A 14,224-nucleotide genomic window follows, 5' to 3' on the forward strand; every position below is an offset into this window, starting at 1 on the left:
CGAGACGGGAGTCCGACATCGATGTCAGTGCTCTGGGGCGTGTCCTTCGACGCCACCCCGCTTTCCGGGGTCGTGGTGGAGTTCCTCAAGACGGCGGGCCGGCTGCGCGGGCGCCGGGTGCACCTCGACCTCGGCTACGACATCAAGGCCGGCAAGGGTGCTTTCTTCCGGCCCTACCGCGACGAAGCGGGCCTGCTGCCGGACTGGGTCACGCTCGACCGCGTCGAGGGCGTCGAGCAGATCCGCGGCTACGACCGCGCGTTCGTCGAACGAGTGCTCCGGGAAGTGGTCCAGGGCGGCGACGAGACGCTGCGCCCGGAGATCGACCGGATCGCCGGGGAGCTGGCCACCCGCATCGTCGCGACCTGGGAACGCCTCGGCGTGACCATGGTGGCGGTCGAAAACGGGACCCTGCCGGAGAACTTGACCTACACCGAAGCGCTGTACCGGGCGATCGACCGCTACGGCGCCCGGCACCGGCTCGGCCGGTTCGTGTTCTGGCGCGACCACGACCTGATGTGGCAGAGCGAACCGGGGATCGCCAAGTACGGCCGGTTCCCGTACCCCGGCGTCCCCGCGCCGCGGAACTCGCCGCACATCCACTACTTCGCGCTCCACGAGCAGGCGAAGGCCCGGACCCTGGAATGGGTTCCCGGTCTGCGGAACATCGACGTCCTGCCCAACGCGTTCGCCATCGCCCCCGCGCGGATCGACGAGCGCAACGGCGGTTTCCGCCGGGACCACGGCATTCCCGCGAACGTCCCGCTGCTGGCCCGGATCACCCGGATCATCCCGCAGAAGCGCGTCGACCGGGACCTGCACCTGCTGGCGCTGCTGCCGGACGCCTGGCTGTTCGTCGCCGGCGACGTCGAAGAGGCACCCGCCGAGCACACCCGGCTCGTCGCGCTGGCCGACCGCCTCGGCGTGCGCGACCGCGTCGTCTTCGGCGGCTGGCTGACGCCGTACGACACGGCGCTGCCCGGCCGCTACTCGGTGCGCGACCTGCTCGCGCACGCGACGGTCGTGTCGTTCCTGACCTCTTACGACTACGAGAGCTACGGCAACCCGGTCAGCGAAGCCATCGCCTCCGGGACGCCGTACATCACCAGCGGGTACGAGCTCTACGACGTCGTCTACGGCGGGTTCCGGGCCCCGGTGCTGGACATCCGGGCGCGCGACCTGCCGGACGCGGCGTTCGCCCGCGAGGTGGCCGAGCTGATCACCGACGAAGGGAAACGGGCGGAAGTGGTGCGGGCGAACTCGGAACTCGGGCGGGCGCGGTTCGGCACGCCGGTCGTCGACGGCCTCGTCGACCGGCTCTACCCGCCGCCGATGGGGGCGGGTACGCGGCTGAGCGTCGTGCTGCCGGTGTACAACGAAGCCGCGAACCTGCCGGAGGTGCTGCGGACGCTGCACGACCAGCGCGACGGCGACGGGCCGCTCGACCGGGGCCGCTACGAGGTCGTGCTGGTGGACAACAACTCGACCGACGACACCGTGTCGATCGCCCGCGACTTCGCGGCGGCCCACCCGGACCTGGCGCTGCACGTCATCCACGAGTCCGAGCAGGGGGTTTCGTGCGCGCGGCGGGCCGGGATGGACTTCGCCGCGGCGCGCAGCCGCAACCGGCCCGACACCGATCCGGGGGAGCGGTTCTACCTCGTGTCGGCCGACGCCGACTGCCGCGTCGACGCGCACTGGCTCAGCGAGCTCTTCGCCGCGATGGAGACGAGCAAGGCCGCGATCGGCGTCTGCGACTACTACTACAACGCCGGGCACTTCACCGGCCGCCCGCGGCTGTGGGACGCGATCCAGCGGACGCTGCGGTGCCGCGCGGTGACGTTCTCGCTGTTCGGCGGCTTCCCGGACGGCAAGGGGTTCGCCGTCGAGCGCGACGCCTACGAGCGCGCCGGCGGCATCGAGATCTTCTACCAGCTGCAGGACGGGAAGTTCGTCAGCCACCTCTCCGACGACTGGGACTTCGGGATCAAGGTGGCCAGCGGCGGCGACGCGATCACGTACGCGCCGCGCTCGCGCGTCGAGATCAACCCGCGGCGCGTGGACCACGCCATCGACGAGGTGATCGCGGGCCGGGCGTACGGCTCGGACGGCATCATCGTCATGCGCGACATCCGGCCCGCGACGCCCGGCGCCGCGGCGGACCTGACCGAAGCCGAGGCGCGGCAGGCGTGGGAGTTCTCGATCAAGGACTTCACGCCGAAGAACACCATCCTGCCGGTGCTGCTGACCCCCGCGCTGCTCGAAGACGACGCCGTCATCGCGTTCTTCGGCGCGGAGCTGGCCGCCCGGCTGGCCCGGCGGATCGCGGAGATCCGGGACGAGATGCGCGTCGTCGACTTCACGCCGATCCACGCCTACAAGACACCGTCGTACCGGCTGTACTTCGAATTCGCCGACGAGCTGTTCGCGTGCCTGCGGGAGCACGTCGGCGAAGACATCGGCTTCCCGCCCCCGCTGCCGCCGTGCCTGACGGAGATCCCTCCCGCTCGCTTCGCGGAGTTCGTCCACTACTACTGCGAGGATCGCGAATCGGGGGAAGCCCACAACTACTTCGGCAACGGAGGGGTGTTCTGATGACGCTCGCCTACGAAGCGGCGATCGGGTCGCTGCACGGTCTCGACCCGGCGTGGCCCCGGCCCGCCGTGCTCGACGCCCTGGAAGCGCCCGAGAACCGGCACCTGCTCGAGTTCGTCCGCGAGGACCCGTTCGGGGCGCACGTGTTCCCCGGCAACGTCCCCGGCACGCCGGCGGAGTTCCTGCGCGACCTGGACGCGCAGCTCGCGTCCGCCGGCCCGATCCACCTCTGGTCCTACATCCCGACGTGCGCCTACCGCTGCCGCTTCTGCCAGTACCCGGTGGTGCTGGTGAAGGGCAAACCCGAGGTGACGTACGAAAAGGCGAAGCACTGGGTCGACCTGAACATCGCCGAGGCGAAGCTGTGGCTCGACGCCGTGCCGAACCTGGCCGGGGCCGAAGTGGGGGAGTTCAACGTCTTCGGCGGCACGCCGTCGCTGCTGCCGGAGCCGGAGATCCGCCGGCTGCTGGAGTTCTACCGCGCGCACTTCGGGTTCACCGGCGACACCACGATCCGCTTCGAGGGCGATCCCAGCACGTTCACCCCGGCGAAGCTGGACCTGCTGCGGGAATTGGGCTGCACCAAGCTGTCCAGCGGCGTCCAGTCGTTCGACGACCACGTGCTGGAGCTGTGCGGTCGCGAGCACAGCGCGGCGATGTGCGTCGACTTCGTCCGCAACGCGCAGCGCGCCGGGTTCGACTGGATCAGCATCGACCTCATGTACGGCCTGCTCGACCAGACCCTCGACAGCGTCCGGCGCGACCTGGACGTCGTGCTGGAGAACGAAGTCACCGCGGTCGTGTGCACGAAGCTGCACCTGGCGTCCTACAGCGACACCCGTACCGGCGTCACGGGAGAGAAGCCCGCCGCGTGGCAGCTGCCGTCCTACCGGGACAAGCTGGTGCGCGACGGCCACCGCTGGCCGACGCTCGGCGAGCAGTACCAGATGCGCGAACTGCTCACCGACGGCTTGCGCGCGGCCGGCTACACCGAGCACCCGACGATGTACTTCGCGCGCGACGGCCTCGGGCCGGAGAAGTGGAAGTCCATCATGGTCGACCAGGACAAGCAGGAGGCCGAAGTCGCGATCGGGCTCGGCGGCAGCTCGAGCTGCCGCGCGTCCGAGGCGATCACCGACGTGAACTCCCGGCGCTACCCCGAAACCGTGGCGGCCGGGCGCATCCCGCTGGGGTCGGCGACGCGGTTCACCCCGGAGGCACAGGAGGCGCGGGCGGTCAAGATGGCGCTGACGACGTTGCAGCCGCTGCGGGACTCGCTGCACCGCTCGCGGTTCCCCGGCCGGTCGCTGTTCGCGGAGCCGTGGCTGGGCAAATTCCGCTCGCTGGCCGCGCGCGGGCTCGTCCGGCTGGACCCGGACGACGGCGTCGTCGAACTGACCCGGGTGGGGGAGGTCCTCGTGGAAGCGATCATCACGACCGAGCTGTGAGTCACTACATCGAGTGACAGAAGTGTCGCGAAGAGCGACACGGGCGGGCAGCATGGGCTTCGGACGTGCCAGTACCGAGATCGGAGCCCGGATGAGCCGAAGCCTGGCCGAACAACCGAAGTGGCGGGCGCGGCTCGCGGGAGCGGGCGCGCTGGCCGCGCTCGCGGCGGTCGTCACCGCCCCGCCCGCGGCGGCCGCCCCCGACTATTCGCTGGCGGACGCGAACTACGCCGGCACGCAGATCGCGCTGCACGAAGGCGTCCAGGGCACCCCACGCCTGGACGACGTCGGGCAGACGCTCGGCCACGACGTCAGCGGGCACCAGGGCCCGGTCGACTGGGCCGCCGCGGCCGGCGCCGGCGCGCAGTTCACCTACGTCAAGGCGACCGAAGGCACCGGGTTCGTCAACCCGCAGTACGGGCAGCAGTACGACGGCGCGCACGCGGCGGGCATCATCCGCGGCGCCTACCACTTCGGCCGCCCGGACGTCTCCGGCGGCGCCGAGCAGGCGGAGTACTTCATCGCCCACGGCGGTGGCTGGCGCGCCGACGGCACGACCCTGCCTGGCGCGCTGGACATCGAGTACAACCCGTACGGCGAGGTCTGCTACGGCAAGAACGCGGCCGACCTGACGGCGTGGATCGCCGACTTCACCCGCACCTACCTGGCGAAGGTGAAGCGCAGCGCGCTGATCTACACGAGCACGGCGTGGTGGAAGCGCTGCACCGGCAACGCGGGGCAGTTCGGGAACACCAACCCGCTCTGGCTCGCGCGTTACGGCGCGGACGTCGGCGAACTGCCCGCCGGCTGGGACAAGCAGAGCATCTGGCAGTTCGCCCGCGGCGGCGGCCTGCCGGGGGACCAGAACTACTACAACGGCCCGTTCGGCCGCGTCCAGGCACTGGCCAAGGGCGCGGCGGCCGGCGGCGCTTAACGGCGCAGGGAGACGTCCGGCCACGGCGGCCGCCGCAGCACCGCGAGGGTGCCGAGCGTCGCGGCCACCAGGCCGGTCGTCACCGCCAGCAGGGCGACGCGCGTGGCGTCGACGGCCGGTTCCCACTTGACTTCGCCCTCGCGGATCGCGAACACCCCGACCGGGCGGCTGACGGGGATCACCGTCGTGCCGTCCTGCGTTTCGTACGGTTCGCCGAAGAGTGGCGGCAGCTGCTCCATCACGCCATCGAACCGTGCGGGCGCCTCCGCTGACAAGATCGGACAGAATCCTGTCGGTTCCGTGATCGGCTGCTTACGATCGGCGGCAGGGCCGTCGCCGCCGACTGTCCTCAGTGGACAAGGGAGCCGCCGTGCGCAGGATCGCCCTTCTGACCGCGTTTTCCGTGGCCGCGGCCGTCGTCGCGTCGGCGCCGGGAGCTGCCGGGGCCGGGCCCGCGTGGTTCACGTCGTGGGCGCAGTCGCAGGACGGCCGGGCCGACGCGCCGGTGTCAGCGCAGTCGGTGCGCATGATCACGCACCTCAGCCAGGGTGGCGACGCGGTCCGCGTCCGGTTCCAGAACACGTTCGGGACCGGCCCGCTGACCATCGGCCACGCGACCGCCGGGCCGAGCGCGGGCGGCGCCGCGGTGTCGGCGGTGCGCGGGCTGACGTTCGCCGGCCGCGCGGGTGTCACGATCCCGGCGGGCGGTGAGGTCTGGAGCGACGAGACCAAGCTGGTGACGAAGCCGGACACGAACCTGGCCGTGAGCATGTCCGTCGAGGGCACGGCGGTGGTGGGCCGCCACGGCGCGGCCCTGCGCGACAACTACCTCACCCCGCCGGGCTCGGGCGACCACACGGCCGACGGTCCGGGCACCGCTTATACGTCGACGGTCGGGTCGACGTACGTCGTCAGCGCCGTCGACGTGCACAACACGGCGCTGAAGGGCACGGTCGTCCCGTTCGGCAGCTCGGTGGTCGACGGCGTCGGCAGCACGAACTGCGGCCCGGGCTGCACCCAGCTCGGCGCGGATCGCCGGTGGACCGACGACCTGGCGCGGCGGTTCGTCGCATCGTCGGCGCCGCTCGCTGTCGCCAACGCCGGCGTCTCGGGTACGACGAGTGCCCCCACGTGTCCCGGCATGCCGCCGTCGGTCGCGGGCCTGGACGCGGCGAGCCGGCTGGACCGCGACGTCCTGGCGCTGCACGGCGTCCGGTCGGTGATCTACTACTACGGCACGAACGACCTCGCGTACGGCTGCGACGCGGCGGCGATCCTGGCCAGCTACCGCGCGGTGTTCCAGCGCCTGCGCGCGGCGGGCATCGCGGTGTACGTCACGCCGAGCACGCCCCGCCCCGGCTACGACGACGCGGCGAACCTGGCCCGCCACGAGATCGGCCTGTTCGTGTCCAAGTGGAGCAGTTGCGGCGGAACGTGTTCGGGCGTCGTCGACTTCGACCAGGTGCTGAAGGACCCGTTGAAGCCGAACAGCATCCTCCCGGCGTACGACAACGGCGACGGCATCCACGCCAACGCGGCGGGTCAGCAGGCACTGGCCGATTTCGTGTCGGTTTCGCTGCTCGCCCGATAGGGGCCGGTTCTTCACACGATGGGTTGACCACGCGAGTCGGACCGGCGGTTTTGTGCGGGGATGCGCAGAGTACGCCGTGTGATCGCTGACTCGATGGACGACGCCGGGTGCTGCCTGCTGTCGGTGGCCTGGAACGTCGCCCCGTTGGCCGAAGCCCACCCGGACTCCCGCCGCGGCTCCTTGCGACGCCGCGTCGTGGCCGCGTGCCGCACGGCGGGCCACGGCGCCCGCGACTGGGCGGTGGCGCACGGGCCGGGTGTCGAGGCGGAGTACCGCCCGTTCCTCCAGCTGGCCGACGTCGCGTACGAGATCGCGACGTTGTTGTTGCTGGTGGAGGACTTCCTGGTCCCGGACCTCGAGAGGGAGCACCGGCGCTGGGCCGAGATCGAGGAGCTGACAGTCCGGTTCACGGAGCTTTCGGAGTGGACGTCGTCGTTCCTCTTGTCAGGCGCTCCCTTACGCTTGTAAGGTCAGCCCTGACAAGGGAGGTCCGATGGCGGTCATCGCCCGCTGTTCGTTCTGTTCGAAGCCGAACACGGAAGTGGAGACGTTGGTCGGCGGCCCAGGTGTCTTCATCTGTGACGGCTGTGTGCAGCTTTGTGTGTCGGTGATCGAGGGCAAGCCTTCCGACGCGCCGCTGATCGCTCCGTGGGAGCACGACCTGCCACTGGCACAGGTCCTCCAGAACCTGGCTCCCGTGTCCGCGGCGACCACCCAGGTCCAGCAGAACCTGGCGGCGTGGGTCGGAAAGGCCCGATCACTGGGCGGCACGTGGTCCCAGATCGGCGAGGCATTGGGAATGACCCGCCAGTCGGCGTGGGAGCGCTTCGGTTCTACCGCTTGACGCCCACGCCGGCGTAGAGCCCGTCTTCCTCAGGATCGACGACGGCGGCCAACCGGTCCGGTCGCCAGTTCGCGGAGGTCGTCAGCCCGGGTTCGACGAGCTCGAAGCCGTCGAAGAGTGCCAGTACTTCGCTCTTCGTCCGCGGGAAGATGTGGTCCTGGGTCGACCGCATGGTCTCGGCCACCCGCGGATCGTTCAGGACGGCGAAGTCGTTCGTCAGGTGGGTGAGCGCGAGGTAGCTGCCGGGCGCGAGGACTTCACGGTAGTTTTTGAAGATCTCGCTGACGTCGGGGAGGTAGTGCCCGAGGGTGATGGCGAGCAACCCGACGGGTTTCCCGAGGTCGAGCAACCTCTTGGTGGCTTCGGCTTGCAGGACCGCGTCGGTATCGGTGGCATCGGCCTCGACGGCAGCGGCGTTGCTGTTCCCCTTGAGCAACATCCGGCTGTGCGCAACGGCGACGGGTTCGTAGTCGACGTAGACCACTTTCGCCGCGGGGTCGGTGGCTTGGGCGACCTCGTGGACGTTGCCGACGGTGGGGATGCCGGAGCCGAGGTCGAGGAACTGCCGCACGCCTTGGTCGAGCAGGAACCTGACTGTCCTCCGGAGAAAGGCCCGGTTCCGCCTGGCCACGGCGGCGACTTGGGGCTGGATGGCCTCGAGCCTCCGCGCAACCTCCCGATCGGCGGTGAGGTTGTGCGCCCCACCGAGAAGGTAGTCGTAGATGCGGGCGGCGCTGGGGCGGGAAAGATCAGCCCCGGGCGGGATCCAGTCCGCCCCCTCCTGCTCGGTCATGGTTCGTCCCCTGCAATCGGCTGCGGTCACCCTAGCTGGTCTGACTGTCGCTGTGCTTGTGCTTCGGGAGAACCAGTCCGGCAGGTGGGCTGTCCCACTCGTCAAACAGCGGTGGCCGGGACCAGTCCGCGGGGTCACGGAAAACGACGCGGGTCCCGGCGAATTCAGCCCCTTCGAAGGTCACAGGAGTTCCGCTGAAGGCGGACTCCGCGAAGAAGACGATCCCCTGCCTCAACTTCGCGCCGCCGAAGCTCACGTTGCCGTCCTGGAACTTCGTGTCCTTGAACGCGACCGTTCCTCCCTCGAAGCGTGCGTCGTTGAACAAGACGCGGCCCCCGGAAATTCGGCCTCGGTGAAGTTGACCGTGCCGCCGGCGAACTCGGCCGTGTGGAAGCTGACGAGCGCACCGGAAAACTTCGCGTTTTGGAAGTGCACGTAGCCGCCGGTGAACCGGGCTCTCTCGAACAGGACCATACCGCTGGTGAACTCGGCGTTGCTGAAGTCCCCGCCGTCGAAGTGTGCCCCGGTGAAGTCGAGGTTTCGGCCACGCCACGAAACCTGCGCCTGAGGACGAAGGTGCGTGGAGATCAGCCGGATGATGGTGTCGCGGACGTGCCGCTCGCCACGATCGGCAGGATCGTGCTCGCTCCCCCTCGGCGCGGACGACGCGCCATGGCCGGGTTGTCGCAGTCCCAGTGTTCTGCTTTGACCGGCGGCCGGAAGGGAATTTTCCTCCGATCGATACGGCATGCGCAGGTACGCGCAGAGTACATCGATGCACGTCTGCCGCCCGGCGTACCAATCATCGGCCAGCCCGCCCATGGCGTACACCCCGGCCAATCGCACGGCGGCCTTGTCCGACCCGAGCTGTTCCGCGGCCTTGGTGAACCGTTCGGCGAAGAACTTGGCTTCCTCGCGCCGTTCGGCCGCCTCGTTGAGCTGTTGCTTCCGATACGCGACGACCAGGGCCACGATCCCACCGATCCCACCGACGACGGTCAGCGTGATCTTCAGCAGGTTCAGGCTCTGATCCGCCGTCCACGGGGCGGTGACACTGATCCGCGGCCGTCCAAAGGCCCACCACAAGAGGGCCGCGATCCCGGCCGCGGTCGCAATGGCAGCCACGAGCAGAACGGCAAGGTTCACCCCGAGCGACATCCGCACCGTGTGCCGCGGAACATCGGAACGGCGTCGGCGCTTGAACGACGGCACCGGGAGCCTCCTCGTCGAAACTGTGATCACCCGGATCACGAGTAGTCGGCACCGCCGGGCTCCGCGTTACGGCCTCGGATACGACGAAAGCCACGTTCACCTGAGTGAACGTGGCTTGTCCGTCGGGCTGACAGGATTTGAACCTGCGACCCCTTGACCCCCAGTCAAGTGCGCTACCAAACTGCGCCACAGCCCGGACCCGCACTCGCTGAGTGCGTGAGAAGTACTCTAGCGTGCCCCTCAACCCCCTCTGCAAGCAGGGTCCCCAGTCCGCCTGACCTGCGGAAACAACTCAGGCGGACCGGAGCCCAAGATCAAGCCGGGTTGCTTGCGTGGGTCAACGTCTGCCAAGCCACGAACAGGTTGTTCGACCCCGCCGGCCGCTGGCGTTCCGTCAGCGTCTGCGTGTTGGACATGGCGATGCCCAGGCGCGTGTGGAGCGCGTTGAACCCCACCTCGGTCACCGGACCCAACCCCAGCTTCAGGGAGCCCGAGCAAAGCCAGGAAGGCACCGCAGTCCCCAGCTGGTACTTCGACTGGAAGCCCAGCGCCTGACGCAGCCGTTCGCCGACGTCGGTTCCGTAGACGTCCTGGCCCTGGATGCGGAGCGTCTCCGCCACGTCCGCGATCGCCGCGATGCCGTAGCCCGTGTGGGTGAAGTCGCGGCAGGTCTCCTGGGTCAAGCCGTCCACGAAGGTCGACTGGCCCTGCCAGTAGCCCACGATCTGGTCGCGCGACGACAACCCACTGCCAGGGACCGTCTTCGGCAAGGCGCCGTCCGAAGACAGGTACACGTACGCCGCCACTCGGTTGCGGTACCGGGTTACCGCCTTGTCGAAGTTCGGCTTGTCCTCCAGGAACACCGTGATGCCGACCGCGGCCTCCATCATGGACAGTTCCCAGTTGCCGTTGCTGTTGCTGCCGTTGATGATTTTGTTCAGGTACACGTTGCGCAGCATCGTGCCGAAGCGCCCCGAATTGGGCCAGCTCGTGTACGTATATTTGATGATCTCCGCCGCTCGGGGCCACGACGAGCCCGCCCAGCCCGTCTGCAGGGGTGCGTTGCTGTTGGTGTGGCTCGTGATCGTCGCCGACCACGCGTCCATCAGCGCTATCGCCTTCTGTGCGTAGCGGGCGTCACCCGAGATGTACCAGATCAGGGCGTCCGTGTACGCCGCGATCGCGTCTTCGCGCTCGTCCGTGCAGCCGTAGTTCGGGTTCGAATAGGAGCCGCATTCCACGACCGCGCGGGGTTTCGGGGTTCGGGACAACGAGGCGTACGAGCTCGCCAATGCCTGGTCGTACGCCGCTTTCCAGGGTTGGGCGCCCGCGTTCACCTGGGTTTTGACGAAGTCCAGCTGGGGGCGGCTCACCAGTACTCCGGGGTGGGTGAACGTCGCCGGGGCGGCCGGGGCCGGGGTGGCGATCAGCCCCAGTGCCAGCGGGATCGCTGCACCCAAAGCGAAAAACAAGCGTAAGCGGGACATGGCTCTCCTCGAGACGACGGTGTCCTGGATCCCCTGCGCGCTGCGCCCAGTTTCATGGTCCAGACCATCGGGAGTCAAGAAGTTGAGAGCCTTTGTTCGCGATTTGAAGGAAAGGTTCAGCCCGCTGAACGGAAAGGCCGATTCCGTTCAGCGGGCTGAACAACCTAACCGAGTCCGGCGCTGACCGCGTTCATCAATGCGCCGGTGTCACCGGACATCTCCCACGCCATCACGCCGAGCAGGCCGCGCTGCTTCAGCCACGTCGTCTTCAGCCCGATCGACCACGCGTCGTCGAACGTCCACCACTGGCCGCCGTTGCCCGTGTAGCAGGACGTCGCCACCGCCGCCGTGTCGTGGTAGACCGTGCAGTTCGGGACGCTCGCCAGCAGGTTCGCGTAGCCGCGCGTGCCCGCCTCCTCGGCGAACTGGCCCGGGGCCGCGCCGGTCGCCGACTGCCACTCGCCGTTCTTGCCGCCCGCCGCGACGCCTTGCCAGCCCCGGCCGTAGAAGGCCAGGCCCAACGTCAGCCTTCGCGGATCGACGCCCGCGTTCGTGTACGCGTTGATCGCCGCCTCGGCGCTGAAGTGGAACGGGTACGGGTCGTCCGCGTCGGCGTACAGGTTGCCCTGGTGGCCGGTGCGGTTCGGTTCCCACGAGTTGTCGCTGCCCGAGCCGTGGAAGTCGTACCCCTGCACGTTCGCCACGTCCAGGTAGTTGAACACCTTCGAGAGGTCCCACCCGGACGCGACCTTGTTCGGGTCGGCCGGCGTGAACGCGTGCAGCTGGTAGCGCTTGCCGGTCGTCGCGCCGTACGCGTCCATCTGCGTGCGGAACTCCGCCATCAGCGCGGTCAGGTTGTCCTTGTCGTTCGGGCTCCAGTGGTTGCCCGGGTGGCCGTCGGCGCTCGCCGGCCACTCCCAGTCGAGGTCGATGCCGTCGAAGATGCCGGCCGCGGTGCCCGGGCCGCCCGCGCCGCCGTAGGACGCGATGTTGCCCTTCAGCCACGTGTCGACGCACGACGAGACGAACTTCTTGCGCGACGCGTCCGTGGCCGCGACGTCGGAGAAGTACTTCGAGTACGTCCAGCCGCCCAGCGACACCAGCACCTTCAGGTTGGGGTGCTTCGCCTTGAGCTTCTTCAGCTGGTTGAAGTTGCCGCGCAACGACTCCCAGCCCGTGTCGGCCACGCCGTCCACCGACTGCGCCGCCGAGAACGGCCGCGAGTAGTCGGCCTCGGCGTCGCCGGCGCCGTCACCCTGGTTCGGGTCCTGCGGGTTCGCCGTGGTGCCCTTCGTGACGCCGGACAGGCACGTCAGGTTCACCGGGTCGATGTTCTCGAACGCGTACAGCAGGTGCGTCAGCTTGGCCGCCGCGCCCGACGTCTCGAGGTTCTTCACGAAGTACTGGCGCCCGTAGATGCCCCACTGCACGAAGTAGCCGACCTTCGCGTAGCCCGAGACGATGTCGCCGGTCTTCGCGGTCACCGCGGCGCTCGGCGCCGACACGTTGTCGTAGCCGTCGCGCGCCCGCACCGTGAACGAGTACGAAGTGGACGGTGCCAGCCCGGTCACGACGGCGGACGTCGTGGTCACCGTGGTGGCCAGTACCGATCCGCGGTACACGTCGTAGCCGATCACGCCGGTGTTGTCCGTCGACGCCGTCCAGGACAGGGAGACGCTGCCCGAGTCCGCGGCCGTCGAGCGCAGCCCGGCTGGGGCGGACGGCGCCTGCGTGTCGTCGGAGGGGCTGTTCGTCGTCACGGCCAGTGCGGCGCTCGCCGGGGACGTGTTCCCCTTGGCGTCCTTGGCCTTCACCGTGAACGAGTACGCCGCGCCCGGGGTGAGCCCGGAGATCGTCGCGCTCGTCCCGGTCACCGACGCGGCGAGGGACGTGCCCTGGTAGACGTCGTACCCGGTGACCGGCAACGATCCGGCCGCCGACGCGGTCCAGGCCAAGGCGACCGTCTTGGTCGTCTTCGTGACCAGCCTGAGCCCGCCGGGCGCACCCGGTGGCGTGTCCGGTGAACCGTCGCAGTTGGCGTTGTCGACGCGGCACTGCGCGGGTGCCGCGGCGGCGCTGAGCCGGAAAGTCGGGCTGTACGGGTAGGTGGTCCGGCCCGGCGCCAGCGTCGCGATGTAGTACGCGGGGGTCAGCGTGACCTGCGTGCCGTTCTGGGTCACCGTGCCGTTCTCGCCGGTCGACGCGGTGACGCCGGCGGGCAGCGTGAAGGTGATCGCCCAGTTGCTCACCGAGGCGGTGCCGGTGTTGGCGACGGTGTAGGTCCCGGTGGTGCCGCTCATCGCCAGGGTGGCGGTCAGCGAGCCGGCCGCGGCGGCGGGTGGCGCGAGCGCCGCGGTGCCGCCGAGCGCCACCAGTAAGGCGGCGAGCGCGGAGCGTAGTCGTACGGGGGTGCGTCTCATGGCGGTTCTCCAGACGGCACGGGGGCGGGGACGACGTGGTCTAGACCACATCGAATGTAACCCGGTGCGGGGAGAACCGCGCAGGCCCGAACGGCGGCAACCGCCGTCCGAACGGCCGGTTAACGGCCCGAGAACGTCGCCTTGCCCGGCCCGTCGGCCAAGAACGACTTCACGGCGCCGCGGAGGTCCTCGGTTTCGAAGAGCTCGGCCGCGATCGACGTGATGTGCGCGTTCGCCTCGGGAACGCCGCCGGCGGAGAAGTGGTCGAGTACGCGCTTGGTCGCCGCGTGGGCCCGGGTCGGCCCGGCGGCGAGCTGCCGCGCGAACTCCCGCGCGGCCTCGTCGAAGCCCTCGTCCGGCAGGACGCGGTTGACGACGTTCCAGCGCTCCAGCGTGGCCGCGTCGTAGGTGTCGCCGGTCATGACGAACTCCTTCGCGCGGCCCACTCCGGCGCGCGAAGCGAGCCGCTGGGTGCCGCCCATGGTCGGGGTCAGCCCGACGACCTTCTCGACCAGCCCGAACTTCGCCCGCGACGCGGCCAGGATGAGGTCGCACGCCACGGCGACCTCGAACGCCCAGGTCAGGCACAGGCCGTGCGCGGCGAACACGGTCGGGAACGGCAGCGCCGCGATCCGGTCCGGCACCGCGAGCATCTCGTCGAACAGCACCTTCGCCTCGGCGGGCGAGCCCTGGGCGTCGAACAGCGAGACGTCCACGCCGCCGCTGACGATCTTGCCCTCGGCCCGGATCAGCAGGGCCCGGGCGGGCGCCTCCTCCAGCGAGCCGAGCGCCGAAGCGAGCTGAGACTGCAGCGAAGCCGTGTAGAGGTTCAACGGCGGAGCGTCGACGGTCAGGACGGCGAGCCCGCCGTCACGATCGAGGCGGACCTGCTGAGTCATG

The 14,224-nt window shown here is 69.5% G+C and carries 12 protein-coding genes and 1 tRNA gene; 6 read left to right on the top strand and 7 right to left on the bottom strand.

Annotated elements, in window-relative coordinates; all coding sequences use genetic code 11:
• Positions 1–21 precede the first annotated feature (21 nt).
• The 3 genes from AB0B33_RS13895 to AB0B33_RS13905 all read left to right on the top strand — a co-directional run bounded on the left by AB0B33_RS13895 (position 22) and on the right by AB0B33_RS13905 (position 4,977).
• Positions 22–2,595, top strand: a complete 2,574-nt coding sequence (locus AB0B33_RS13895; RefSeq protein WP_360770830.1) for a glycosyltransferase — start codon at positions 22–24, stop codon at positions 2,593–2,595.
• Entirely contained in the window at positions 2,595–4,043 is a 1,449-nt protein-coding gene (locus AB0B33_RS13900; RefSeq protein ID WP_360770833.1) for a radical SAM protein, read from the top strand. The genes AB0B33_RS13895 and AB0B33_RS13900 overlap by 1 nt, the downstream gene beginning before the upstream one ends.
• 91 nt (positions 4,044–4,134) lie before the next feature.
• Positions 4,135–4,977, top strand: coding sequence for a GH25 family lysozyme (locus AB0B33_RS13905; RefSeq protein ID WP_360770836.1), 843 nt, complete (start codon positions 4,135–4,137; stop codon positions 4,975–4,977).
• On the opposite strand, the gene AB0B33_RS13910 is transcribed toward AB0B33_RS13905, so the two are convergent.
• The gene (locus AB0B33_RS13910) at positions 4,974–5,216 is read right to left on the bottom strand and encodes a hypothetical protein (protein ID WP_360770838.1); all 243 of its coding nucleotides are present in this window, start codon (positions 5,214–5,216) and stop codon (positions 4,974–4,976) included. The two genes, AB0B33_RS13905 and AB0B33_RS13910, sit on opposite strands and share 4 nt — an antisense overlap.
• 131 nt (positions 5,217–5,347) lie before the next feature.
• Between AB0B33_RS13910 and AB0B33_RS13915 the strand changes: the two genes are divergently transcribed.
• From AB0B33_RS13915 to AB0B33_RS13925, 3 genes are all read left to right on the top strand, one after another.
• On the top strand, positions 5,348–6,568 hold the full coding sequence (locus AB0B33_RS13915; RefSeq protein WP_360770841.1) for a GDSL-type esterase/lipase family protein: 1,221 nt from the start codon (positions 5,348–5,350) through the stop codon (positions 6,566–6,568).
• 78 nt (positions 6,569–6,646) lie between these two features.
• Positions 6,647–7,036: a hypothetical protein gene (locus AB0B33_RS13920; protein WP_247023086.1), complete on the top strand. Its 390-nt coding sequence runs from the start codon at positions 6,647–6,649 to the stop codon at positions 7,034–7,036.
• A gap of 25 nt (positions 7,037–7,061) precedes the next feature.
• Complete coding sequence (locus AB0B33_RS13925) at positions 7,062–7,412, top strand: ClpX C4-type zinc finger protein (RefSeq protein WP_247023087.1); 351 nt, start codon at positions 7,062–7,064, stop codon at positions 7,410–7,412.
• On the opposite strand, the gene AB0B33_RS13930 is transcribed toward AB0B33_RS13925, so the two are convergent.
• The 6 genes from AB0B33_RS13930 to AB0B33_RS13955 form a co-directional block, all read right to left on the bottom strand.
• Complete coding sequence (locus tag AB0B33_RS13930; RefSeq protein WP_247023088.1) at positions 7,402–8,205, bottom strand: SAM-dependent methyltransferase; 804 nt, start codon at positions 8,203–8,205, stop codon at positions 7,402–7,404. The genes AB0B33_RS13925 and AB0B33_RS13930 overlap by 11 nt on opposite strands.
• 252 nt (positions 8,206–8,457) lie before the next feature.
• The gene (locus AB0B33_RS13935; RefSeq protein WP_360770846.1) at positions 8,458–9,417 is read right to left on the bottom strand and encodes a hypothetical protein; all 960 of its coding nucleotides are present in this window, start codon (positions 9,415–9,417) and stop codon (positions 8,458–8,460) included.
• A gap of 122 nt (positions 9,418–9,539) precedes the next feature.
• A tRNA-Pro gene (locus AB0B33_RS13940) sits at positions 9,540–9,613 on the bottom strand.
• Between the two features lie 118 nt (positions 9,614–9,731).
• Positions 9,732–10,904: an alginate lyase family protein gene (locus AB0B33_RS13945; RefSeq protein ID WP_360770848.1), complete on the bottom strand. Its 1,173-nt coding sequence runs from the start codon at positions 10,902–10,904 to the stop codon at positions 9,732–9,734.
• Positions 10,905–11,068: 164 nt separating this feature from the next.
• Positions 11,069–13,324, bottom strand: coding sequence for a glycosyl hydrolase family 18 protein (locus AB0B33_RS13950; RefSeq protein ID WP_360770851.1), 2,256 nt, complete (start codon positions 13,322–13,324; stop codon positions 11,069–11,071).
• A 119-nt stretch (positions 13,325–13,443) separates the two neighbouring features.
• Positions 13,444–14,223: an enoyl-CoA hydratase/isomerase family protein gene (locus AB0B33_RS13955; protein ID WP_360770853.1), complete on the bottom strand. Its 780-nt coding sequence runs from the start codon at positions 14,221–14,223 to the stop codon at positions 13,444–13,446.
• Between the last annotated feature and the right edge of the window lies 1 nt (position 14,224).

It is taken from the genome of Amycolatopsis sp. NPDC049159 (assembly GCF_040648295.1).
Lineage (GTDB): Bacteria > Actinomycetota > Actinomycetes > Mycobacteriales > Pseudonocardiaceae > Amycolatopsis > Amycolatopsis pretoriensis_A.